This is a genomic window from Leifsonia sp. NPDC058248 (genome assembly GCF_042881905.1).
In the GTDB taxonomy this organism is placed as follows: Bacteria; Actinomycetota; Actinomycetes; order Actinomycetales; family Microbacteriaceae; genus Leifsonia.
Genome location: NZ_JBHVXB010000003.1, coordinates 156,577 through 179,226 on the forward strand (window position 1 = coordinate 156,577; position 22,650 = coordinate 179,226).

Sequence of the window (22,650 nt, forward strand, 5' to 3'; positions counted from 1 at the left end):
TCCCGTCTCTCCTCCACAGGCGCGGAATACGACGGGTTCTCCACCGATCTTCCGACGAGCTCCGGATGCCCGGCCAAGCTCCCTAGCGTCGGCGTATGCAACCTCGATCACCGCGTCCTCCAGCGTCCGCCGCCACCGTCCGGAGCGTCACGTCCGCCGACCCCCGCGATCCGGGCTCGCTGCCGTATCAACCCGTCGACAGGGATCCGCGTACGCCCTGGCACACGTTCGGACCGCTGGCTCCCTATCTCTTGCGCGACGGGGTGACCGACCTGTTCGTCAACGGGGCCGGCGAGCTCTGGACCGACGGAGGGCCCCGCGGGCTGCGGCGCCTCGACGGGTGGCACGCCGATGAGCGGTCGACGCGAGAGCTCGCGGTGCGTCTCGTCGCGCGCGGCGGCAGGCACATCGACGAGGCGACGCCGTTCGTCGATGTGCGTCTCCAGGGAGGCGTGCGCGTGCACGCCGTGCTCCCGCCCGTCTCCACCGGCGGAACGCTGCTGTCGATCCGGATTCCGAACCCGCACCGGGTGCGGCTGCCCGACCTGGTCGCAGCCGGTTCGATCACGACGGCTCAGCAGGCTGTCCTGCAGAGGGCGATCGCGTCGCGCACCAACCTGCTCGTCACGGGCGCCGGGGGAGCAGGGAAGACGACCCTCCTCGCTGCGCTCCTCTCTCATGCGCCTCCGACCGAGCGGTTGGTGATCATCGAAGACGTCGCCGAGCTCCGCATCGACCATCCGCACGTCGTCGGCCTGCAGACCCGGCAGGCGAACCTCGAGGGAGCGGGTGCCGTCGATCTGCGGCGGCTGGTGCGCGAGGCGCTCCGGATGCGTCCCGACCGTCTCGTGCTGGGGGAGTGCCGCGGCGCGGAGGTGAGCGATCTGCTCAGCGCGCTCAACACCGGCCACGACGGCGGTGCCGGAACGCTGCACGCGAACTCGCTCGCCGACGTCCCTGCGCGACTCGAGGCACTCGGAGCGCTGGCCGGGATGCCCGAGCGCGCCCTCGCCCGGCAGGCGGTGAGCGCCATCGGCCTGGTGATCCACGTCGAGCGGGAGGGCGCGCTGCGGCGCGCGGCGGACTTCGGACGCCTGGTCGAGCGCGAGGGCCGTCTGGGTGTGGTCGCGTATGACGGCTGAGGTCCGGAGGAACCAGTCTCGCGAGGCCGATGCCGCGGCCGAGACCGTCGAGGGTCTGGCGACGCTGCTCGAAGCGGGTGTCGCCCCCGAATCCGCCTGGCACCATCTCGGGGAGTTCGACCGGCACCCGGTGGTCGCGGCGATCGCCGAGGCGGTCGGCGGCGGTCTCCGGCCGGTCGAAGCGATCGGCCGCGCCGTGGCGAACCGTCGCGTCGTGGCGAACCGTCGACGCCCGCCGCCGATCACGGGTGCGTCGCGTCGTGACGACGTCGGCTCGTGGCGAGCCCTCGGGGCCGCGTGGGCCGTCGCGGATGCGGCCGGAGCCGCGCTCGCGCCGAGTCTCCGGCAGCTCGCCGTGTCGGCCCGCGATCGCGCCGAGACGGATCTCGAGATCGAGGTGGCTCTGGCCGGCCCGCTCGCCACGGCTCGCCTCGTGGCGTGGCTGCCGGCCGTCGGACTGGGCCTCGGAGTCATGATGGGCGCGGATGTCCTGGGCACCCTCGTCGGAAGTCCCATCGGGTGGGGTCTGCTCGGTGCAGGGATCGCTCTCGTCGCCGTCGGTCGTCTCTGGACGCGTGCGCTCACCCGCCAGGCGGCCTCCAGCGGTGGGACTCCCGGGCTCCAACTCGACCTGACAGCCGTCGCGCTCACCGGAGGGGTCTCGGTGGAGCGTGCCGGATCCCTGGTTCACGACGCCTGCTCGCGCTTCGGGATCGACGGCGCAGAGCCCACCGAGCTCCACCGCACTCTGGCGCTGGCCGAGCGGGCGGGCGCGCCGGTCGTCGAGCTGCTGCGGAGCGCGGCGCGCAAGGCTCGGCGGGATGCGCGGATCGAGGGCAAGCAGCGGGCGGCGGCGCTCGCGGTGCGGTTGATGATGCCGCTCGGGGTATGCGTGCTGCCGAGCTTCATGTTGCTGGGCGTCGCTCCCATCGTGCTGACCATCGTGTCCTCCACAGTCAGTGCGATCTGAGGTGTTTCCACAGATTGATCGGAGCCGCGCTGCAGGCCCGGTGTTCGGTCGACGATGGAATCGACCACGGTACGGTCCGTGGTCGCGAACAAGGGGGAGAACATGCGGGAGAAATCAGGGAATAACGTGGGATCGACGTTCATGCGGGCACGGGCGTTCCTGCGCGACGAGCGGGGGTCGGCGACGGCGGAGTACGCCGTCGCAACGATGGCCACCGTGGCAGGGCCAAGACGTACTTTAGACTCAGCGCATGTCCCTGAGCACTCAAATGCCCTCAACGCGCCTGGCTAGCTATGCCCGTCAGTCCGTCGGGGAAGACCAAGGGCTTAGGCAGCAAGTCGAGGATTGCAGGAACGAGGCGACCCGCCGAGCATGGTCGCTCGTCGCGGAGTTTGCCGACAACGACACCAGTGCCAGTAAAGCACGAGGGGCCGCGACTGCCTGGGCAGCCATGCTTCGAGCTTTTGACGCAGGCGAGTTCGACGCCCTAATCGTCACAGACGTTGACCGCCTCACTCGCAGCCTTACCGACGTGCTCGAAGTGCGCCCGCCTAAGCGCGACATGCGGATCATCGTGGTTCGGGGAAGTATCGACACCTCGGACCCTTCCGGTGACTTCATGTTCAAGCAGCTCGTTCTGCTGGCTGAACGTGAAGTAGCGGTCAAGACTGTCCGAGCCCAGCGGTATGCACGAGATCGACGGGCTGCTGGACATCCGAGCCCAGGCCTGACTCCGCACGGCTACCGATGGATTTTCAGCAACGAGCGAGACCACACAGGCACGCGTTACGCAATCGTCGAGGAAGAAGCGCAGGACGTCCGGCAGATTTTTCGTGAGTACTTGGCTGGTGCCGCACTCGGCCAGATTGCCCGCGATCTCAATGAGGCAGGCAGGCGGACACGCAAGGGTGCGCGCTGGCATACGTCGACGGTGCGCCGGATTCTTCTGAACCCGTTTTACGCTGCTCTTCTGCCTCCAGCACAGCCCACGGGAGAGCACGACTTGGCCCGAATCGTGATCGAAGAATGCACCGCGGGCGCCTGGGAGTCGATCATTCAGCGCGAACAGCTCCTCGCCACCCGCTCCACTCTTGTTGGTGCGAAGTCGAACCACGATGGCAACGCACGGCGATGGCTGTTGTCGGGACTGGCTATTTGTTCAATCTGTCGTTCGCCCGTGAGGTCGGCGCGGGGCGAGACTCACCCGACTGCTCGCAAGGACGGCAGTGGGACGGCCGCATCTCTGCGCTACCACGCGTACCGATGCGTCAACGGTCATTTCATGAGGAATGGCGACATCATCGATGAGTACGTTGCTGAAGTGTGCATAGGCCGCATCTCACAGCCAGATTCACGCACGCTCCTGGAACCGCCTGAAACGGGTCCCGATATAGAAGTCCTGAACGCTCAAAAAATCGAGCTAGAGGGCAGAGAATCTGCGATTGCTCTGTTGATCGCCAGCGGAAAGATGAACGCTCAAGCAGCACGAGATGCTCTTGACGTCCTTGCCGACGAGTTGAGAGGTGTGAACAACGAAATCGCGCGCTCGATACTCCGTGATCCACTTGCGGAACTCGCAGGCGTGGCTGACGCTCGAGCTTGGTGGTCCGAGGCGACACTCGCTCGTCGTCGGGCCGTCATCGACGCGCTGATGGTGGTGGCCATTCAACCCGTCGGTGCAGGACGTCGAGTCACGACGATGGACGCCGCAGCAGCGAGCGTTGCCATCGAATGGCGTCACTAGCTCGCCGCAACCTGTTTGCCGAAGCCAAGGAGTGGGCCTGTTCTAGCGCCCACCCCTTCGCTGCACATCACCAACGGCGGTATTGGTCTGCAAGTTTGAGTCCCAGCTTCCAGATGACTGCGCCCGACAGAGCAATGCCGCCGATCGTTCCACCGCCGATCAAAGCCTTCGCCCACCACTCGTCTGCCAACTCAAAAGCGGTCCATGCCCAGGTGAGCAGCGGACCGACGCCGAGAGCTTGTAGTGCGCCGAACGCGAGCCCTCCCACCACGAGCAGCACGGCAGCGAACGGGACCAGCGCTAGACACAAGCGCCCTACGGTGGTCCATGTCGTACGGGTCGTCATTGCATCAACGCGACGTTCTGCTCTGCCTGCAGCGCGGACCGCGTCTTCGACTCTGGCGACAACTCGCTCGACCTCCGATGAAGTGTCGACCATCCGCTTGGTGATAGCCGAAGCGCTGCGAGTCTCCCACTCAGCAAGTCTTGCTTCGAGACGCGAGACCGAGGGCGCAACCGCTGCGGCAAGCCGCGCGTCGAGGACGCTGATTGCCTGCTGGCTAAGCCTCGCCGCGTCGACTCGTATGACCCCTCTCGTTCGCACCGTCTCAGCCAGCTCATTCGAGGCCGAAGTCGTCGTCTGCAACTGTTTCTCGATCTTCAAGACCATCGCGTGCGCGTCCAGGTCTGACCTGCGCACGGAGCTTCCCTCGGGCAGCTTCACCGCTTCGTTCATGCTCAACTGCTTCGCGATGATTGCGAGCGTCTTCTCGATCTCGCTCAGCCTGCTCTTCGTCGCGTCGTCGAGCGGCAAGCTCAAGGGCGGTTCGGGCGGCTGCAAGGTCGACAGATTCCCGAGCCTCCTGTCCTGCTGCTCGTCCATGATCCTCACGAACGTCGTCAGATCCGCGACTGATTTCGTGAGCTTCGTGAGTTGCTGCTCGACGGCGGGAAGCGTCGAGGTCAAGCGCTCCAACATCTCCGAATTCTGTTGCCGTTCGTCCTGCTCCTTGATCGTGTCCAGCAGCCCCATGAGCCTGCCCTCTCTTTGCGTGGTATTCGAATACTCGTTGAGCGCCTACTGCGGTGAATTCGGGAGTCAGCCCGCTCGCCTTCTTACGGCCGTACTTCCCGTTGTCCAGCCGGCGCATCTTGTAGCTCCAGCCGTCGCGGTCCGTTACCGCCAACGTGATGTCGTACTCAGCGAGCACCTCCTCAAATGACTCGCGGTTGACCGACCGAGGATCTGCCAATGCCGCGTAGACCTTGTCCCCTAGGACCTGCTCGAATCCATCGGAGGCGAACTCCTCGCGTCGGAGTTCCCACTCGGCCTTCGGCTCTTCGGGGTCGGGGAGCACGAGCAACCCTTCGTCTCGCATCAGTTCGTCGTTCAACTGGCGCAGCCCGTGCTTCCACGATGTGTATCGCTGGAGGGATTTGCCGGTGAGGTTGTCGTGATTGGAAATGAGGATGTGCGCATGCCCGTGGCCTCCTAGAGAGTCCGCATGTACGACCACCATGTAGTCCGCACTGTGCATCCGCTCGGCCAGCTCCATGGCAACGTCGGCGATGCGCTCCATATCGCCGGACGCGCTCACATCGAACTCGTCCGGATGGAACGCAAGCACATAGCTGTAGAGCATGTTCTTTCGCCCGTGAGTTTCGGTGAGGTGTTCTGCTCGGGCGACAAATGCGGCGGGAGTCACATCCCCTGCAGCTACCGAGAGCCTGAATGCCGCGGCCCGGGTCGCCCCATCCGCGACGAGCCGAACCCGTAGCTTCGTCGAGTTTCCGTAGAGCACGTAGTTGACCGAGGCTGCGGCATCACGAGACGGCCTGACATTGACCGTGCTCACTGTTTCGTCCTGTCGCCAAACGAGAGGCGAATCTCGTCCAGTGCCGCGAGGACTTCGCACAGGAGCGCGTCCTCTACGGCACGCCCCGTGCGGAGCGTTTGATTGAGGTTCACACCTACACGGCGCAACTGTTCTATCGCCCTCGCACGCTCGGGCTGAGGCGTCGCCAGCGCCACCTCGTGCATCCGCGCTTCCTGCCCTCGACGAGCGTCGAGGGCATCCAGCATGACTGCGCGCCCCCACGCGCTCGGCTTGACGCCGAGCACGCGGGCACGGTCACGGATCGCTTCGCGCTCCGCAACCGTGAGCCGGACATCCAACGAGACCCGGCGTCGCTCGAGTGACGTCTCGTTGGATGTCCGGCTGTGGCGCTTGATTATTCCAAAGGGATGCAGGCCAGCAGGGTACTTGTCGGACAATTCGCTTGCGCTCTTGTCCTCGAAGTACCGCTGGCCCTCGTCCTCGCGCCCTGCGGGCGCTGCGGGCGAGGGAGCAGAAAGACCCGCTGCGCGGGCAGAGGGATCATGCGCGATAGTCATCGCTGTCACCGCCTTCAGCGACGGTAGGGTCACCGACGTGGTCCGTGACGCTGGACAGCGACCCCGAGTCGCCTCCATGAGCGGAATCGTGACCCTGGGCATCTGCAAGATGTGTAGCCGCGTAGCGACGAATCTGCTCCGTGTCGAGCAGATCTCCGAGGGCGGCCACGTCTTCTGGCGTGTCCGCACCCATCGATTTGGACAGTCGATCCCCTAGAGAACGACGAGCACGCTCGAGCGCTTCGCGCTCACGTCTTAAGGCGCTCCGTTTCGCGTCGCGAATCTGCTTCGCCAAGGCACGCTGCTGTTCGATGAGCTTGTCGAGATTGGTTGTCATAAGTTGTTCCTTCCCTCTGATGTGTTGGTCAAACCGTGTGGGCATCGGTCGTCGCGGCCGAGGTTGGTTCGGGTTCGAAGAGCAGCCGCAGCGCCTCCTCGCGCTGCGCAATAACCTCGCTTGGATCGGAGAGAATGTCTCCGTCCTCGTCAAGGACATATCCCTGTTCGGCAAGTTCGTTGCACTTGCCGTGGTGGCCGTGATGGCACCAATCGGGCTTGCACCTACCGGTGTGCCAGGAATGACTGCAGCCATTCGACTGCCAGGCGTCCTCTGTGGCGCCATCCGGCACTGTGTAGTGGTCGCCCAGCTTGTATTCCTTCACTAGCTCGTGGAGGTTCGAGTTCCGCTGGCCCGGGGACGTAGTCACGTAACCGCTGTCGATGAGGACATGGAGCGCTTTGATGATCGTTTCGGCCTTCCCCTTGATCTCCTTCTTGATCGCCGCAGTCGTCTGCGGCGTTTGGGCGCTCTTCAGGAATTCTGAAATGCCGAGCATCTGGCGCGTGGGGGCCCAGTCGTCATTCGCGTCCGGCCCGAGCGTTGCTTCGACACCGTTCGGGCCACGCGAAGTTTCTGGGGCGATGGTCAGCGTTATGGAGCTTTCGCCTGTCACGAAGTAACCGTGACGATCTTTCGTGGCCGTGATTCGCGCCTGACCGGGACGTCCCTTCGCGAATGCCATGTCCTTTCCAACTTGCTGAATGAACTGCGCGCCGGAGATAGCCGCCCGTTTCCGCTGCGATCCGATCGGTGACGTTGCACCGCTATCCGACTTCGGAAGATGGTCTAGCAGCAGGACGGCGGGGCCATGCTTTGCGATGGCTGTAGCAACACGTTGGAACCAGACCGCGACCGCGTCGTCTGAGTTAGGGTCTGTGCCCTCCAGCGCCATGCTCTCGCCCGTGCTGTCCAGCACCACGAGTGTCGGCTGTATGAGCTCAAGAAAAATCCAGAAGACGGCGCGAACGTCATCCTTGAACGCCTCATCCGGCCGAACGTAGGCAAACCTCGACTTGTCGCCAATCACGTCGGCAGGGACACCCAAACTGAGGAGCCGCGAAGCGACTCCCAACGGACCGTTCTCCATGTCGATGTAGATAACGTTGTTGCCGTCGTTCAGTTCGGATTTGACCGCCGCAAGCGCCGTCCAGGTCTTGCCGCAACCAGATTCACCAGCGAGGCCATTCGTGGCACCGGCGTACAGCCAATGCGAGCCATCCGTCAGTCGACCAACAGTCGGTTTCGGAGGCTCGAGAGTTCCGTCCTGCAGCCCTTGGACGAGCTCACCCAAGCTCGCGGGACGCCACGAAGCGCCCGCCTGCGGCGAGCTTGCAGACATTAGAACGCTCGCTCCGCTCGCTCTGTTCGGGGTGGGAGTGGGATGCGGAGGGATAGTAAAGCGACGGGAATTGCTGCCATCCGTTCCCGTTCCCATTCCGTTCCCTGGGCCGGGAACGGGTGATTGACCGCTCGGTGCAATTGCCGATTCGACGCGTTCCCCCGTTCCCTCTCCTAGAGGGAACGGGTGGAACGAGTCGGATTGCAGAGTCAAGGGCGGTGCATCCAAGCTGTCGCGACCCATTCCGGAGGGGAACAGCTGTTGAACGGCTCCTTCACTCTCCGAGCTCGGCCCGTGAGCAGAGCGAGCGGAAGTCTGCTCGCCCCCTGCCCGCTCGTGACCCGGGCGAGGGAAGCCGGCCGGTGGACTGTTCTGTTCGTGGGCGGCGCTCATCGTGCACCTCCGAGAATTACAGCGAGTCGTTCGCGCTGCGCATCGGTCAGTGGTGGAGCAGCTGAAACCACGCGGGCGACGGCATCGGCAAGTTGGTCGAACGGTGCCAGCGCGTCAGATGCGTCCGAATCGAACGGCCGCGCCACAGAGGACGGGAGCGACTCGTGCCGCGTGCGTTCCACCCCCGTGGGGACGGGTTGCATGTATCCGATGAGGTCAGAAATGCGGACGCGAACGCCGTCAACGGTGTGGGCAGCGGGCAGCACTCCACGGTCGTGGCGGCCAACCTCCGTCCAGCGACGAACAGTCCGGCTGGACCTCTGGGCGACAGCTGCGGCATCGGCAAGCGAGATGTACTCGTCACCTTCAACCGATAGGTCGTGGTTGTCGCGCGCTGGAGCGGGCGTCGAAAGGGTAATAGGCATGCGGAAGGATCCTCGTGGTGAGTTTTTCTTCCGGTCCCCGCTGTTTAGGCCTTTTACCGATTGCTATCCGGGTGCTGTCTCTCGCGCTTCGCAGCCATTGATTCCATCTGGATATCAGTAGCCCTGTCGCGACCCCGGTGGGATATTTTGTTGTGCTTCGACGGTAGTGACCAGCACTGACATTTTTCGTCGCACTTGTCACCGCTTGGCGTCAACTTGGGCGACATCTCGGAGCCCGCACTCCTCGACTATGGGGTCATTTGGTGGCGGCTATGAGGCACAGGGCATGCCTCTACGCCGCGGATTGCAAGCCCGTGGGGTCATTTGGTGGCGGCCGTGAATCCTGCGACGTTTTCAATAACAATGCTTGTTTTCTTCGCGTTACAAATAATGCTTGCCTTCAAGAGTGGGAGCGCAGACTTTCTTAGTGATGCGGTCTCGCACTATCCGTACAACCGCTGGGAGATGGTTTGGCACGATGAGGTGCTGGGCGGCCTCGTACTCGAGCTTCCAAGTGTCTGGGGAATCCACCGGCCAGTACCGCACGGCCCACTCGCCATCTTGCAGGGTCCAAGCTTGATCGCCAATGAAGCTCATCGACGGGACCTGCATCATTACCGCCCCTCGGTTGGTGCCTGGGCGACGGAACTGACCGTAAGTCGAATCGAGGAGCACTCGATGTTCATCTGACACAGCAATCAGATGCCCCACCTCACGGAACCAATCGGAACCATCAGCGGGCACCGTGTTGGAACGTACTGTTGCGCCACTAGAGAGAGCGAAATCGCGCGCTCGGTAGCCGGTGGCGGATTGTCCGGCGGTGTCTCCGCTCCAGATAGACACGGGTTGCGGCCGAAGCGAGAGGCCGAATTGCTCGCCGGCTGCAACAAGAAGGGCGCTCGCCTGGATACATGCGGGCCGGGTTTCAAACCGTGACCCCACGGTTGCGCACAGAAGAGAACGGAGAGTGAGCGGCTCGAGATTGCGGGTGACTTCCGCCCCCGGTTGAGCTGCTGGCATAACTTTGGTCCTATCGCTGACGGTCTGGTGAACGAAACTGTCAACCGTTCCCTTCGAACGGCTCCACAATGCTGTGCACGCCGTGATCGGCGCAAACGAACGCAATCCTGATGCCCGCATCTGTGTCGAACGGCTCAGGCTCGCAATCGGCCCCGCACGCCGGGCAGGTGCGGTACTGCTCTTCGCGATCGGACTGGGACACTACGCGGCCGCCAGGGGTGCATACTTGCCAGCCCCGCTAAGCGCAGCATGGAGCGTCTGGCGCGAGCACCCTAAATCACGAGCCACTCTGGCCTTCGGCACGCCCGCAGCGACTCGCTCGCGTGCTTCCTCGATCTGCTCGGAAGTAAGCTTGGGTCCCCGCTCGTACTTGCCGGCGGCCTTCGCAATCGCGATGCCCTCCGCCTGCCGCTCCCGGATGGTGGCCCGCTCGAGCTCGGCGACAGCGGCCAGAATGGTCAGCATGAAACTGCCCTGCGGGGTCTCAGTGTTGAGCGCCGGGTTGTCTACGAACTCAAGGGCGACGCCCTGTGCCTTCAGCCGCTCGACCATGCCGAGCAGATCCGTCGTCGAGCGGGCGAGCCGGTCGGGTGACTTCACACGTATGGTGTCGCCCTCGCGCACATACGCGAGCATCTCCTGGAGCTGGGGGCGGTCCGTGCTCTTCCCGCTCACCTTCTCGGAAAATAGCCGGTCAACTTCTCCGATGGCTTCGAGTTGCCGCGCCTCGTTCTGATCTGCGGCGCTGACCCGGGCGTAACCGACTACCTGCCCTTTGTGTCCACTCATCTTAAAGACCCTCCGTCAACTGTGTCTAATAGTACGCCACACCGACCCTGATTGACGGGCTTCCCGACTCTTCTCGACCTGCTCGATCGGGTACACCCTGATGGACATGGGGAGCCGCGATGGACGCAGCCGGGACCATCTCAGAAGAGCTGGTGAGAGATACGCCGCAGATGGCTTCCAGCCACGATGGACGATGGAGCAAGAGAGAGATCTATTTCAAGTCGGAGCTGTAGCCGACGCCGACGTTGGATCGGTGACCGTCGAGTCGCATGCCTTTCACACCGCGGGGGTCGTCCTGCTCGGCGTCGACGAGCGGCACAGCGACCCTGTCCGGGTGCGCCGGGGCGCGACTCCACTCGCTCTCCGGGGTTACATCCCAGTCGCCAAGGATGATGTTCCCGCTGCCTTTGAGCAGCGCGAGGAGACGCGTGATCCTCGGTCGCTTCTTTGCTGTGCTCTGCCAGTACTGCCGAGCACGCTCGGAAAAGAAGGCGCCACCGTGCGCACCGAATGGTGCCGGTCGGCCTTCGAGCTCGTCCGCGTCGATCGACACGATGACGGTACCGGTGAGGGTGCTCCACTGGATCGCGCCGGGCTTCGCGAAGATCGCCGGGCCCAGTTCCGTCGTCGACTGGACGCCGGAAATATTGGTGGAGGTAAACGCGGCGCCCTTGTCATCCTCGCCTAACACCGTCGTACCGGCGATCGTTGCGACGTAGATGGCGATAGCCTCTGCCTTCCTCGCGTCGCCGCGCGAGCTGAACGGCTTCACCGTCTGTAGGATTACCGAACCGGCCGCGTCGCGGAGCTGCTCGGCGGCTTGGTTATGGGTTTGGAAGACCCGGGACATGCTGTCGGCGATGCCGATGTAGATCGAATTTAGTTCCTTGTTTTCGTAGATGTATAGCCAGCATTCGGCCATGGTGCAACACCTACCTCGAGGTCCAAACGCTAGTAATTGAAGAGCAACCCGCAAGTCTATCGGCGTCCGGACTTGCTGCTCAGGCCCAGAGGCGGCTTGGAAGGTGTCTCGGAAGGCGATTCACCTAAAGCTGCGACACGCAATAGACCGGCCGATCCAGCGGCTGCATCAGTAGTCCGGGTCGTATTTCTCCTCGTAGTCCAGCGCGCTTTCCCACCAACTGCGTTGACGCCACCCGTCGGAGATCAGAAGGAACGCGGTGCCAGGCGCCACGGACGGTGGTCGTTGGGTGAGCGCGACAGCCTCGATGAACCGGATTTCGTTCGTGGGGCTGGCCTGCCCTGTCCGCAATCGTTCCGCGATCTTTGAGTCGGCGGACCAAAAGAACTGGTCTTCGTCGGGCGGCTGGAAATGTCGAATCACCTCAGGGACCAGCGAACGCACGAGGTTGTCGAGGTCCTTTCCTTGACCGCTCTCGAAGTACAGGACCGTCACGCCGACGATCGGGCGAAGTGGGAACAGGTGCGGGTATGCGTGCACCCGCTCTGTCATGAGCTCTGTGATGCGCCGTTTGAACCGTTCGGTGTCGCCCGCGGCTTCCGGGATTGGGCCGAGGTCGAAGGCGTACGGGTTAGAGCGCATCGGTGGGATGAGCCACTCATATAGGCCGTGCTTGTCTGTTGCGAGTTCGGTTATGGCCAACGCGGACAGATGGTCGAGCGCCTTGATGTGACCCATCTGCCGCGTGAAAGCCAGCTTCGCCGTCACTCGATCCCACTCTTCTTGCTGGAAACCGCCAAAATCAGGATGGAGCTCCCGCAGATAGTCCTCGTCGAGTTCGGTCTCGAAGTCGCGTGGTCCGAAAGGTGAATCATGGACCTTCTTCGGATCCCACGGTGGATCAAGTGAGCGCGCTCTCCTGACTCCATCGAGGGTGAGGGAGAGCCGTTGCGCGACGAGATGGATGGTGGGCTTCGGTTCGGGCAGCTCGGCCATCCCTCTGAGCCCGGGTGCCCACGGGTCGTCCGGTGCGACCTCAATCTTTTCAGGTGGTCCATAAACCGACTTGATGGCGAAGAGAAGCTTGACCTGTTTATCGTCCTTGAAGACGATCGCGTCGCTGTTCGGACCTCCTAGTTCGTCGAGCAGCCACTTGCAGATCTTGTCTATGCGCGGTGATTGCTTGCGGTTCGAGGAGACGCGCAGGTCGAGTGCGATGCTCGCGCGTGCGCGCGGCCAGGTTGTTCCGAAGCGCCCGCGAAGGTCGAGCCAGGGCTTCGCGTCTTCCTTGATCATCTCGGCGAGCTCGTCGCGGTCTTTGGTCCGGGAGGAACTCTTGGATCGGGCTTCGATTGGAAGCGCGAGTCGCAGTGCGCTCATCATGCGCTGCTGAGACTTGTACCTTTGCCCAGCCTCAGACTTCCAGAACCCGTGTGAACCGCTCATTATGTGCATTCTTCCGCACCCAGGAGCCCTGACCCTTTTGGGGCCGAAATTCGGGAGCCGTCCCGGGTGCAGACACATCAATAATCTGTGAACCGGAGGCGGCCGGCGGCGCATCACGGTATGCACGGTCGGATGCGTTTTCTGCGGAGACATCATGGAAGCCCCGGGCAGGCCCCGATCCGATACGGTGAGCCCGGGTCGACGTAGGTATGCCCTTCAGTGCGTCGAGCTGCGCCGTGAGGTCCTGCCGGGCTGTGGAAACTCGCGCGGATCCGATCTTCATGCGCAAGGCGTAGCGTTCTGCATCCCCTTACCGGGCAATCTATTCGGGCGGGCTTTCGAGACATTCGAGGCCGTGCAGCGTCGAAGATGAAGTTGGGGCTGCGACAGCTTCATAGCGTCAATTCCCAATAGTTCGACTGCGTCGCCGGTTGAGTGTCTTGCGTAACTTGGATCCATCCGCCATCGAAATGTCTCACGGGCCCCGCAAGACATCCCGCTTGCGGGACGAAGTTCCGCGCCAGAAGGGAACGGCCGAGCAGCCCGGAATGTGTTCGCTGGCCGTCCGGCATTCGGGACAACTCGTGCTGCGCGCCTGCGGGAGCATTTCGCGGATCACTCGATCGTGCTCAACCGCGCGTTACGACGATTGTCGAGGGCGACCGATGGGAGGATCTATTCCACCGACGCTCGGAGATCACAGATGGCGCAAGACTATCCCCTCGAGGAATTGAGTCCGCATGCGTTCGAACAGTTGACAGTCGCTCTTGCGTCCGAGGTCATGGGGGCTGGTGTTGAAGCGTTCGGTGCCGGACCCGACGGTGGGCGAGAGGCGACATACGACGGTCCGGTCGAGTGGTCTGCCACAACGAGCTTCGGAAAAGACTCGTGGAACGGCTACGTAGTCATCCAAGCGAAGCAACGAGAACACTTGGGTGAGCCCAGCACCAACGCAAGGTGGCTCCGAAAGCGAATCGACGAGGAGCTTGACGCTTGGGTGAGTTCATCCAGCAAGCGTGGTCGGTTGCCCGATTACATCGTGTTCGTGACGAACGTTCGACTCAGCAGCGTTCCGGGTTCGGGCATCGACTTGATCAACAACCACATCCGCACTCGACTCGGCGCTCCGATCGACTCCGACGCGCGCGACACTTTGTCGAGACGAGGCGTTCGTGCCGCAAAGGTGTGGCATCGCGACCAACTCAACGCACTACTGACGAAACACGCAGGCATTCGCCTTGCCTTCAAGGGCCTTCTGACCGTCGGAGATCTGTTGTCACGTCTCGGCGAGTTGGGGGGCTTACTCGACCCCAGCGCCTTCCAGCCCGTCCTCGTCGCACACGCATCAGCGACGCTCGGCACCGAGCGGTGGGTCAACTTTCGGGAGGCAGGAGGGACAGAACGCGAGTCCGTCGACCGTGTGGTCATCGATTTGAGGGCGCAAGGGGCGGCGTGCGCAACGACGGTGCTCGCCGAGACGATCATTCGTGCCGACCAAGTGCTTCGTCCTTCCTACGCCGGCTCTCCGCGACACATCGTTCTAACTGGCCAGCCAGGCAGCGGAAAGAGCACTATCACCCTGTTCTTGAACCAACTCTTCCGCGCGGGATTCGCGTCGGAGGAAAAACTCACGGACACGGCGAAAGAAGTCATTGAAGCCACGGCAGGAGCCCTTCGACGACTGAACCTCGATGCTCCAAAGAACCGGCGCTGGCCTATCAGGGTGAGCCTCCCCGAGTACGCCGATGCTCTTGGAACGAATGGCGACAAGTCGCTGCTCCGATGGATGTGCGAGAGGATCAGCGCGCGCGCCGAGCTCGACATCAAACCGAACACCCTGAAACGCTGGCTCCAGCACTGGCCCACCCTCGTGATTCTTGACGGTCTAGACGAAGTCACAGCGCCGGAAGTGCGGCCACGAGTGCTAGATGAAATCCGTGGCTTCGTGGAGCAGGCCGACGTTGACGACGCCGATCTCCTGGTCATCATGACCACGCGACCCACCGGTGAGGCTGAGAGGTTCATGCCCGAGCGATTCGGCCAGCTCAGACTTTCCTACCTCGACTCGGACGCTGCGCTGGATTATGGCCGACACATCACACATCGTCGGTTGGCTGATGATCCGGACTCCCGCGATCAGCTCATTGCACGATTCGAGCGCGAGGCATCGAACGGCTCGATGCTCCGCCTCATGAAGACGCCCTTGCAGGTTCTGATCATCACGTTGATTCTTCAGTCGCTCGGCACGCTTCCTGCCGACAGATATCAGCTTTTCTTCAAGTATTTCGAGACGATCTACCAGCGCGAGCAAGCCAAGACAACGAGTCTCTCCAACCTCCTCTCGACATACAGGCCGGCAATCATCCACCTTCATGAGGCTGTAGGTCTCGAACTTCAGATCCAGTCCGAAACGGCAACCGACGCTCGAGCAATATTGCCAAAGCATGAGTTGCAGAGACTCACGCTGGAGCGGCTAATCGCGCTCGGCAACGACCGAGGCGCCCAGACCGAACGAATCGCAGCCCAAATCGTCCAAGCCGCGACCGAACGTCTTGTGCTTCTCGTCCCAGCGGAAAACGACGGCATCTCGTTCGAGATTCGGAGCCTGCAAGAGCTCATGGCAGCACGCGCACTTAGCGACGCACCCGATGCGCAGATTCGCGCCCGACTCACCCTTGTGGCGCCGAGTCCGCACTGGCGAAACACGTGGACCTTCCTCGCCGGTCGCCTGTTTGCGGATGGACCAGACCACCGGCGAGACCTCGTCGTCGAAGTGGTCGAGGCCGTGGACCGCATGCCCGGATGGCCCGGCTGGTTGCTGCCCATTTCAAGCGAACTCGCAGCCGCACTCCTTGAAGACGGCATGTCGGCCGCAATGCCGAAATGGCAGTCACAACTTCTCGACATCGGTCTTCGCGCTATCGACGGACCAATGCCGCTGAACACACGAATGATTGCCGAAGGGCTTTCCGAGATTGCCGTTGACGGTAACCGCGCGCGCATCCGTGAAGCGATCAAGGCGGGCCTCGACGGCTCGCCAGTCAATCGGCAAATAGCTGAACTCTTCCAGCGGCACGGCAAGTTCGGACAAAATATGCAGGCGAGCTGGCGGTCCGGGTCGAGGCCGCAACTTCCGACTATCGTCACACGTCAGCCCATCGCTGACGTACTCGAACCGGTAATCGTGGATCTCGGGCTAGATGGAACCGCGCGCCAACGGTTGCTGGCGCTAGTCGAGGAGATTCGAGGTTTCGGCATCACCGACGAGTGGGACCCGAAACTCGTTCCGCTGCACGCAGTCCTCCCCGCTCAACTCCCCGCCACACTCTCGGCACTCCGCGACCGCGATGCCTCCGCCGCTGTCGAACTCGCTTTTTCTACTCTCGGGCCGGACCGTTGGACGGCATCGGCCGCACTCGGTGTACTGATTGGCGCCTCGCTTGCCCGTACACCAGTTGGCGACTTACTGAATTCAAGCGCAACTATTGCAGTCACTCCTGGCTAGCAGCCGAGCGCCGGCGCATGGCAAGGTAGTGAAGGTGTCAGAAGGCCCGCGTTCCGCCGAGGAAATGGCTCGATTCCCGCTCGCCGTGAGTTGGCCTCATGAGGAGTCCACGTCGGTTGGCGAGATCACAGCGGAAGACGGCTACCTGTGGCTCGACTCAGTAATGGCGTGGGCGATTCGACAGGTCGCAGGAACCGCTAGGTGTAGCCGCTCACATCCATCTTCGCCGACGTGTCCTGGCAACTGTGTCGGGGGGACACGCATATGGTGACCCCATGATCGAGTTCATCGCCGCCCACCTCTGGGACATCGAGGAGGCGCTCATCCTCATGGCGGCGGGCGCAGTGCTTGGGCTCGTGGTCAACCTACGAGGCCGACACCAGCGGAAACAGCTCTAGCGTGGATGCTCAATCGTTCGCCCCATCTGTGCCCGGCCTTGTCATCGGGCTCATACTGCTCATTCCTGGTGTCATTATCGGCTCGGCGTTGGGACAGCTCGCTGAACCCCGTAGCCATACCAGCCGGTCGCTAAATGACGCCCTTTTCAACGCGGACACGGCAACAGACTTTGGGATCCGGTGGCCGTCACACGCGTCCAGATCATCCCGTTCTGACGACCGTGGCTTAGCGGCATTCATCGTCCTTGTCTTCGCCCTCGTCCTCGGGTGGTACGTGAATCAGGCTCCGACGGTTTCGGTCACTCTCTATTTCATCGCCCTGGCGGTTTTCATTGCGGTGACGTCAGCCTTTGCGGTTCTTTGGTGGCACCGATTCGTTGATGGAACAACCGTCGCATTGCGACTACTCCTGGTCGTCCCAATCCTTGGGTCGGGATTCTTCAACGCCACCTGGCTCATTCACCCGCCACTGCATGCGGGCGCTTTAACGGCGGCGCAGAATGCAATCGCCTCCCACGGAGTGATTGGTTGGATTTTCACCCTCCCACCGTCGGTGACGGCTCTTCTCTTCCTCCAGCTCGTCGGCGCGATCTTGACCGTAGTCATGCTTGTCAGCTTCATCGGACTATGCCTCGCGACTATCTCGTCTGCGTTCATGGACATCGGGGCGCGACCCGAACTGCTGTGGAGCGTCGTATTCTGGTGCAACAAGTGGGCGGCCGGTCCGATCGCCTATGTCATCGCGCTCGCTGCTGGACTGCTAGCACTCGCGCTGACGAGCGGACTCGCTCTGGATTGGGTCCACGACGCTTGGGCCCTCTGGATGGGATTGTTTCGGGTACTGACTCCGCACGCTCCCAACAACCTCTGACATTCCAGATCGCGTCTCCTGGCGCCCCTCTCCGGCGACGCCTCCCCGGCGGCCAAGCCGGAATCCCCGAGGTCGAGGCGCGCGTGCGCATGGCCTTCGCAGAGGCCGGTGGCAGGTATGCATGACGCACCGACGCCGGAGCCCTCGAACGCCGCCCAGCGGGTTCGTGCGCTCCGTGAAGAGCGAGGGATCAGCCGAACGAGGCTCAACGAGCGATCTGGCATCGACGCAATGTATCTCGCCCAAGTCGAGACAGGCGGCGGCAACCCGACGCTACACAAGCTCATCCAGGTCGCAGCGGCGCTCGACACTACGGTCTCAGCGCTGGTCGACGGACTCGGCCGGGACGACCTGCCGGCGAACACCACCCGCCCGGTCACCGAGGCCAAGATTATTGCCGAACTTCGCACCAGAGCGCAGCAGCCGAAACACTGCACCATAAACCGTTGCATGTGAGTGTCGCAAAGCGATACACCCGGGCCACGCAGCCATCCCTTACGGGGTGGCGCTCCTGCCGGGGCAGGTTCCAGTTTCATCGCCTCCAGCCGACGCGAGGCCGGTCTTACGGTTGGCTCCGCTGGCGTCGCGGCCGGGCACTCCAGCCGAGGTGCCCGCTGAATAGCGGGCGAGGTTGATCGCGGCGTTCAGATCCCGATCGATCCCATGACCGCAATGTTCACACCGAAAGGTGCGCTCGGATAGGAGCAGCTTGATTTTCACTGCGCCGCAGCCTGAGCAGGTCTTCGAGGAGGGGAAAAAACGATCAGCGCGGGTGAGCGTTCCACCCGCCCATCTCGCCTTGTAGGCGAGCATCCGCGCAAGTTTCGCGAACGAGGCGTCCACGAGAGCGCGATTCAGGCCACGCTTGCGGGAACCCCCTGCTGTGGTCATCCCACGCACGTTCAGATCTTCGATCACGATGTTGCCGTAGGCGCGCGTGATGCGGGTCGTCGCTTGATGGAGAGTGTCCTCCCGGAGGTTCGCGATCCGGGCGTGGGCGCGAGAGATCCGGGCCTGCGTGCGGCGCCATCCCGACGAAGGGTCGCGATGCCGATTCGAGGCGGGGTCCCATGGGCCGACTTGGCGGTCAGCTTTTCGCTGCAACGCCCGTAGCCGGCGTTGGGCTTCGGCGAGGTGCCTCGGCGCCGAGATACGTTCGAGCTCGCGCCCGTTTGGACCTGCGACGACGAGCAGATCTTTCACGCCGACATCGATTCCCACCGGTCGGGATAGCCGATGCAGCTTTGCGTGGTCATCGACGTGCTTGTGGACCGTGAACGACACGAACCAGCGGCCTCGGTGGAATGCGAGCGTCGCCCGCGAGATCCGAGCCTGACCCGTCTCGACGAGGGTCAGAAGCTTCGTCGTGTCCTCGAACGCACGGAGTCTGCCGAGTCTCGGGAGGACGACATGACGGCGGTCATCCACTCGGATCGCACCGGTCGTGTATGTCACCGACTGCCGGCCGCGCCGTGAGGCGAAACGGGGGAACCCCGACTGCCCCTTTCTCGTCCCGCGGCGAGCCTTGTGCCAGTTGGATAGCGCTGCCGCAAGCCTCCTGCAGCCGTCCGCGTACGCCTCCTTCGAGTTCTCCGCCCACCACGGCGCCCACTCCTGCTTGTAAGCGTTCCAGAGCTTCTGCAACCCAAATGCCGACCTGTCCACACTCGGGGTGAGCAACTCAGGCGGGATCCCGTAGGAGCGTTCCGCGTGCCGCTGGGCGAGGTTCGCAGTAACGACGGCGAGCATTTGGTTGTATGCAAACCTGCGCCCCCCGACGTGCGACAACGCGGTTTCCGTCTGCGACTGGTTCAGATCCAACGCAAACCGGTACGCGAGTAACCGCTCACCCACTAGAGGTGCCCGTCGTGCTCCTGTGAATCTCGGCTGATTCCGGCACGAGGTCGCCGTGTGCTCCCCGGGTCGAAGAGGGGAGCATGTTCCAGCACTGAATGCTCACCACCAGTCGTCCGACTCGACGATTTCTCTTATATCGTTGACGTCGCCGCCGTCACGGAGCCACTCAACCGGGGTCTGGCGCCCCTCGGCGAAGAGGTCTGACTGCGGTGTCGCCATGAATCCGGCGACGCTCTGCCAGTCCCACCGCGGGGTGACGACTGAAATGACATCGGCGAGCCCCGGAATCAGCTTCTCGGGGGACCCGACGTTGAACTGCCACGCGGGAAAGCGGAGCCGGCCGGAGATCTCGATCGCGTAGAGGCGCCCCTCGGAGACTGCGGTGCGCACAGCTTCTTCGTCCAAATTCAAATAGCCGGTGACGTCGTCGAGCGACATTGTGGCGCACAGATTCGACAAGAAGGCCTCTGCTGCACCCAGTTGCAGTGATCCTCGGTCGACTTCTCTTTTCGTCGCTTCCAGCTCGTCGGCGGTGAAGGTTCCTGACTGGATTAGGAACTGCTCCTGCTGCTTGGTCAGCCGGCCTTCGCGGGAGACGGGCCGCATGGCGCGGAGATTTTCGGTGAGCGCGCGCGTGATGTAGGACGTTTCACCTGCGAGGTCGTCGATGGCTTCCCCGAGTTCCCGCAGGTCATCGGTAAACTGCGGGTCCATTTGCCCATCTGACCGGTCAGGGGTGGGTGTGGAACGGGTCATGAATCGCAGGTTAGGGGTTCCTCGGCTCTATTGCGAGCCTGCAGTAACGCCGCCAAATTTCTGTGAAACGCAATTTGTTCGTATATGAGGTGAACTGATGGATCGGGCTAGGATGCTCCCAGGAGATTCACAGGTCCACGGGCGTGCTACGGCCATGCTCGACGCTCGTTGCGACTCCAACGTGATCGTGATCAGTCTACGATTTGGCTGGTATTGGCGGTTCTCTTTCCGCAGATGGCGTCCTGCGGGGCCCCGTTGCGTGTCCGAACCGACGAGGGGATGTGCTCGCAGCGCGAATACGTGCGGCTCTTCGGCCGTAATTCGCTCTTCGACCGCGAAATGGGGCTCAGCCAGATAGTGGCGATAACTGTTCTTATCGACTGCAGAAAACCAGCCCCTTGAAGTGAGATGAGGCTGTTGTCGACCGTCGCCATAGATTGTCTTTCCGCCACGAAGATTGTCTTTCTGAGAGGTCTGGACAATCTAAGTGGCGGGCTTTGTCGAACAACCTCCCCGCGGTTTCAGCTGGTGGATGCAACGAGGAGTTTGTTGCGTGTTTGGGCTCGGTTACGCCATCCCAGTGTTTGGCGGGGTCGCCCATTCCGTGCAGCCGAGTTCGGAAACTGAAGTGTTCCGCTGGGATGCAAAGGTCGTTCGGTAGCGTCCCGCTATCGGGGCGTGCGACGGTGCGCCTGCTCTGTTGCCACCCCGGCGCCTTGGAGAGAGGGCGGTCTGCGCTATGTTTTAGGGGCACATGGTGGCCCTCACTAGGACTTGGGGTATGGGATCGCGCGATTTCCCGCCTGGGCGGATCCCGTCCTCGGCGGACTGCTGTGAGCATCCGGCAAATGGTTTGCAGTAGTGCCATTGCGCTTGGCGCCGGGATCGTGATGGGGATCGTCTGCTGGGCCATCCACGTTCAATCGCCGGCGCCACCGCCGATCGCACTGATCGGGCTTCTGGGCATGGTCGCAGGCGAGAGCGGGGCGCGCCTGGTTCGTCGCCGCCTCGCGATGTGGCGAGCGCGCCGCAAACCCGTCCGGTGACCTCGCACCTCGGGGTCGCGTCAAGTCATGAAGGTTTTGAGTTGGACGTGGGTCGCTTCAGGTGCTGCAGCCCGGCGATCCTCCGGTCATTCCTTTCTCCGCACTGGCCGATCACCGTGGCAGGTCCCACCCGATATGCGGTTCCCGCCCCGACGGCCGCCGGGACGGGAACCCGTGGTCTAGGGCTGGAGCACAAGTTTTCCGGTGGTCTGGCCAGACTCGAGGAGGCGGTGCGCATGAGCAGCCTCCGAGAGGGGAAGCACCTGTACGCTCGGCGCGCTCACTTCACCGGAGGACACCCAACCAACAAGCCGCTGAAGAGCCGCGACTGACTGCCCGGGGCGCTCCGCAAACCACGTACCGAGGTTGAATCCGATCAAGGACTGGCTCGGCGCGGGATCGTACAGCAACTGCTCGAGTGCCTTGGGGTCGAGGCCGCTGACTGAGCCGCTGACCGAGCCGTAGACAACAATCCGGCCGAAGGGGGCGAGGATGCTGAGTGTCTCGGCGAGCCGGGTAGGCCCGCTCATTTCGAGGGCGACGTCAACGCCGCGCCTGTTGGTGATGGCTCGAACGTCGTCAATCCACGTCGCGGTGGTGTAGTCGACGACGTGATCGGCCCCGAGCTGCAGGGCGATGTCCCGCTTCTCGGAAGTGCTGGCGCCCGCGATGATGGTTCCTGCGCCGAGCTGCTTCGCGATCTGCACGGCATAGCTGCCGACGCCACCCGCGGCCGCCGGGATGAACACGGTTTCGCCTTCTCGAAGCTTGGCGAGGTCGGCAAGGATTACCGTTGCAGCCAGCCCCGAGACGATGACGCCCGATGCGGTCGCGAGGTCAAGGCCGCCGGGAACGGGAATGACGTTGTACGCGGAAGCGACCGCGAGTTCCGCATAGCCACCCGAAGTGTCGGAGCCGACAGTTCCGAAGACGTCTGTTCCCACGACCGGGCTCTCGACCCCATCTCCGACAGCGACAACTGTACCCGCGACCTCAGCCCCGGGAACGAACGGCAGGGAGGTGGGTACGGGGTAGACGTCGCCGCGTCGCCGCATGACGTCGGAGAAATTGACGGCTGCTGCTTTGACTCGAATCAGCACTTCTCCCGGGCCCGGTGTCGGATCGGGCAGCTGCACCTCCTTGAGTACCTCGGGTTCGCCCTGCTCGGTCATCTGAATTGCTCGCATTACAAACGTGCCCTTCTTGTCATTTGTGTTGGAACATTAACTGTTCGAGACAGGTAACCTGAGCGAGTTACAGCGTATTCCTGGCCCTATGACGCTGTTCGGCGC

At 62.9% G+C, this 22,650-nt stretch carries 19 protein-coding genes; 8 read left to right on the forward strand and 11 right to left on the reverse strand.

Features of this window, described 5'->3' with window-relative positions; genetic code table 11:
* The first annotated feature begins 95 nt into the window (after positions 1-95).
* The 3 genes from ACFVV5_RS06130 to ACFVV5_RS06140 all read left to right on the forward strand — a co-directional run bounded on the left by ACFVV5_RS06130 (position 96) and on the right by ACFVV5_RS06140 (position 3,856).
* On the forward strand, positions 96-1,142 hold the full coding sequence (locus ACFVV5_RS06130; protein ID WP_387240516.1) for a TadA family conjugal transfer-associated ATPase: 1,047 nt from the start codon (positions 96-98) through the stop codon (positions 1,140-1,142).
* On the forward strand, positions 1,132-2,112 hold the full coding sequence (locus ACFVV5_RS06135) for a type II secretion system F family protein (RefSeq protein WP_387240519.1): 981 nt from the start codon (positions 1,132-1,134) through the stop codon (positions 2,110-2,112). Before ACFVV5_RS06130 ends, ACFVV5_RS06135 begins: the two co-directional genes overlap by 11 nt.
* Positions 2,113-2,362: 250 nt before the next feature.
* A complete protein-coding gene (locus ACFVV5_RS06140) occupies positions 2,363-3,856 on the forward strand; it encodes a recombinase family protein (RefSeq protein ID WP_387240521.1) in 1,494 nt (497 codons plus the stop codon).
* Positions 3,857-3,923: 67 nt separating this feature from the next.
* Here the strand turns inward: ACFVV5_RS06140 and ACFVV5_RS06145 are convergent, their stop codons facing one another.
* The 8 genes from ACFVV5_RS06145 to ACFVV5_RS06180 all read right to left on the reverse strand — a co-directional run bounded on the left by ACFVV5_RS06145 (position 3,924) and on the right by ACFVV5_RS06180 (position 12,862).
* Positions 3,924-4,526, reverse strand: a complete 603-nt coding sequence (locus ACFVV5_RS06145) for a hypothetical protein (RefSeq protein ID WP_387240524.1) — start codon at positions 4,524-4,526, stop codon at positions 3,924-3,926.
* Positions 4,474-5,712: a relaxase/mobilization nuclease domain-containing protein gene (locus ACFVV5_RS06150; protein WP_387240527.1), complete on the reverse strand. Its 1,239-nt coding sequence runs from the start codon at positions 5,710-5,712 to the stop codon at positions 4,474-4,476. The genes ACFVV5_RS06145 and ACFVV5_RS06150 overlap by 53 nt, the downstream gene beginning before the upstream one ends.
* Entirely contained in the window at positions 5,709-6,251 is a 543-nt protein-coding gene (locus ACFVV5_RS06155) for a plasmid mobilization protein (protein ID WP_387240530.1), read from the reverse strand. The genes ACFVV5_RS06150 and ACFVV5_RS06155 overlap by 4 nt, the downstream gene beginning before the upstream one ends.
* Entirely contained in the window at positions 6,235-6,588 is a 354-nt protein-coding gene (locus ACFVV5_RS06160) for a hypothetical protein (RefSeq protein ID WP_387240533.1), read from the reverse strand. Before ACFVV5_RS06160 ends, ACFVV5_RS06155 begins: the two co-directional genes overlap by 17 nt.
* 28 nt (positions 6,589-6,616) lie before the next feature.
* Positions 6,617-7,930, reverse strand: a complete 1,314-nt coding sequence (locus ACFVV5_RS06165) for an AAA family ATPase (protein ID WP_387240536.1) — start codon at positions 7,928-7,930, stop codon at positions 6,617-6,619.
* 2,039 nt (positions 7,931-9,969) lie between these two features.
* A complete protein-coding gene (locus tag ACFVV5_RS06170) occupies positions 9,970-10,557 on the reverse strand; it encodes a recombinase family protein (protein WP_387240539.1) in 588 nt (195 codons plus the stop codon).
* Between the two features lie 211 nt (positions 10,558-10,768).
* Positions 10,769-11,479, reverse strand: coding sequence for a hypothetical protein (locus ACFVV5_RS06175; protein ID WP_387240542.1), 711 nt, complete (start codon positions 11,477-11,479; stop codon positions 10,769-10,771).
* Positions 11,480-11,647: 168 nt separating this feature from the next.
* On the reverse strand, positions 11,648-12,862 hold the full coding sequence (locus ACFVV5_RS06180) for a hypothetical protein (protein ID WP_387240545.1): 1,215 nt from the start codon (positions 12,860-12,862) through the stop codon (positions 11,648-11,650).
* 766 nt (positions 12,863-13,628) lie between these two features.
* On the opposite strand from ACFVV5_RS06180, the gene ACFVV5_RS06185 reads away from it, so the two are divergent.
* From ACFVV5_RS06185 to ACFVV5_RS06200, 4 genes are all read left to right on the forward strand, one after another.
* Positions 13,629-16,430: an NACHT domain-containing protein gene (locus ACFVV5_RS06185; protein WP_387240548.1), complete on the forward strand. Its 2,802-nt coding sequence runs from the start codon at positions 13,629-13,631 to the stop codon at positions 16,428-16,430.
* Positions 16,431-16,705: 275 nt separating this feature from the next.
* A complete protein-coding gene (locus ACFVV5_RS06190; protein WP_387240551.1) occupies positions 16,706-16,828 on the forward strand; it encodes a hypothetical protein in 123 nt (40 codons plus the stop codon).
* A gap of 1 nt (position 16,829) precedes the next feature.
* Entirely contained in the window at positions 16,830-17,699 is an 870-nt protein-coding gene (locus tag ACFVV5_RS06195; protein WP_387240554.1) for a hypothetical protein, read from the forward strand.
* A 117-nt stretch (positions 17,700-17,816) separates the two neighbouring features.
* Positions 17,817-18,155 carry a helix-turn-helix domain-containing protein gene (locus ACFVV5_RS06200; RefSeq protein WP_387240557.1) on the forward strand — a complete coding sequence of 113 codons (339 nt, stop codon included), beginning with the start codon at positions 17,817-17,819 and terminating at the stop codon, positions 18,153-18,155.
* Between the two features lie 39 nt (positions 18,156-18,194).
* Here the strand turns inward: ACFVV5_RS06200 and tnpB are convergent, their stop codons facing one another.
* Both tnpB and ACFVV5_RS06210 read right to left on the reverse strand, forming a co-directional pair.
* The gene (gene tnpB, locus ACFVV5_RS06205; protein WP_387240560.1) at positions 18,195-19,553 is read right to left on the reverse strand and encodes an IS607 family element RNA-guided endonuclease TnpB; all 1,359 of its coding nucleotides are present in this window, start codon (positions 19,551-19,553) and stop codon (positions 18,195-18,197) included.
* 102 nt (positions 19,554-19,655) lie between these two features.
* On the reverse strand, positions 19,656-20,312 hold the full coding sequence (locus tag ACFVV5_RS06210; protein WP_387240563.1) for a hypothetical protein: 657 nt from the start codon (positions 20,310-20,312) through the stop codon (positions 19,656-19,658).
* Positions 20,313-21,160: 848 nt separating this feature from the next.
* On the opposite strand from ACFVV5_RS06210, the gene ACFVV5_RS06215 reads away from it, so the two are divergent.
* A complete protein-coding gene (locus tag ACFVV5_RS06215) occupies positions 21,161-21,358 on the forward strand; it encodes a DUF1427 family protein (RefSeq protein WP_387241317.1) in 198 nt (65 codons plus the stop codon).
* A 179-nt stretch (positions 21,359-21,537) separates the two neighbouring features.
* On the opposite strand, the gene ACFVV5_RS06220 is transcribed toward ACFVV5_RS06215, so the two are convergent.
* Positions 21,538-22,530: a zinc-binding alcohol dehydrogenase family protein gene (locus ACFVV5_RS06220; protein WP_387240566.1), complete on the reverse strand. Its 993-nt coding sequence runs from the start codon at positions 22,528-22,530 to the stop codon at positions 21,538-21,540.
* Positions 22,531-22,650: the final 120 nt, after the last annotated feature.

Excerpts from the sequence above, each read along its gene's own strand:
- ACFVV5_RS06130 (WP_387240516.1), top strand. The coding sequence starts at position 96 with ATGCAACCTCGATCACCGCGTCCTCCAGCGTCCGCCGCCACCGTCCGG.
- ACFVV5_RS06135 (WP_387240519.1), top strand. The coding sequence starts at position 1,132 with ATGACGGCTGAGGTCCGGAGGAACCAGTCTCGCGAGGCCGATGCCGCG.
- ACFVV5_RS06140 (WP_387240521.1), top strand. The coding sequence starts at position 2,363 with ATGTCCCTGAGCACTCAAATGCCCTCAACGCGCCTGGCTAGCTATGCC.
- ACFVV5_RS06145 (WP_387240524.1), bottom strand. The coding sequence starts at position 4,526 with ATGGTCTTGAAGATCGAGAAACAGTTGCAGACGACGACTTCGGCCTCG.
- ACFVV5_RS06155 (WP_387240530.1), bottom strand. The coding sequence starts at position 6,251 with ATGACTATCGCGCATGATCCCTCTGCCCGCGCAGCGGGTCTTTCTGCT.
- ACFVV5_RS06160 (WP_387240533.1), bottom strand. The coding sequence starts at position 6,588 with ATGACAACCAATCTCGACAAGCTCATCGAACAGCAGCGTGCCTTGGCG.
- ACFVV5_RS06165 (WP_387240536.1), bottom strand. The coding sequence starts at position 7,930 with ATGTCTGCAAGCTCGCCGCAGGCGGGCGCTTCGTGGCGTCCCGCGAGC.
- ACFVV5_RS06170 (WP_387240539.1), bottom strand. The coding sequence starts at position 10,557 with ATGAGTGGACACAAAGGGCAGGTAGTCGGTTACGCCCGGGTCAGCGCC.
- ACFVV5_RS06175 (WP_387240542.1), bottom strand. The coding sequence starts at position 11,479 with ATGGCCGAATGCTGGCTATACATCTACGAAAACAAGGAACTAAATTCG.
- ACFVV5_RS06180 (WP_387240545.1), bottom strand. The coding sequence starts at position 12,862 with ATGATGAGCGCACTGCGACTCGCGCTTCCAATCGAAGCCCGATCCAAG.
- ACFVV5_RS06185 (WP_387240548.1), top strand. The coding sequence starts at position 13,629 with ATGGCGCAAGACTATCCCCTCGAGGAATTGAGTCCGCATGCGTTCGAA.
- ACFVV5_RS06190 (WP_387240551.1), top strand. The coding sequence starts at position 16,706 with ATGATCGAGTTCATCGCCGCCCACCTCTGGGACATCGAGGAGGCGCTC.
- ACFVV5_RS06200 (WP_387240557.1), top strand. The coding sequence starts at position 17,817 with ATGCATGACGCACCGACGCCGGAGCCCTCGAACGCCGCCCAGCGGGTT.
- ACFVV5_RS06210 (WP_387240563.1), bottom strand. The coding sequence starts at position 20,312 with ATGACCCGTTCCACACCCACCCCTGACCGGTCAGATGGGCAAATGGAC.
- ACFVV5_RS06215 (WP_387241317.1), top strand. The coding sequence starts at position 21,161 with ATGGTTTGCAGTAGTGCCATTGCGCTTGGCGCCGGGATCGTGATGGGG.
- ACFVV5_RS06220 (WP_387240566.1), bottom strand. The coding sequence starts at position 22,530 with ATGACCGAGCAGGGCGAACCCGAGGTACTCAAGGAGGTGCAGCTGCCC.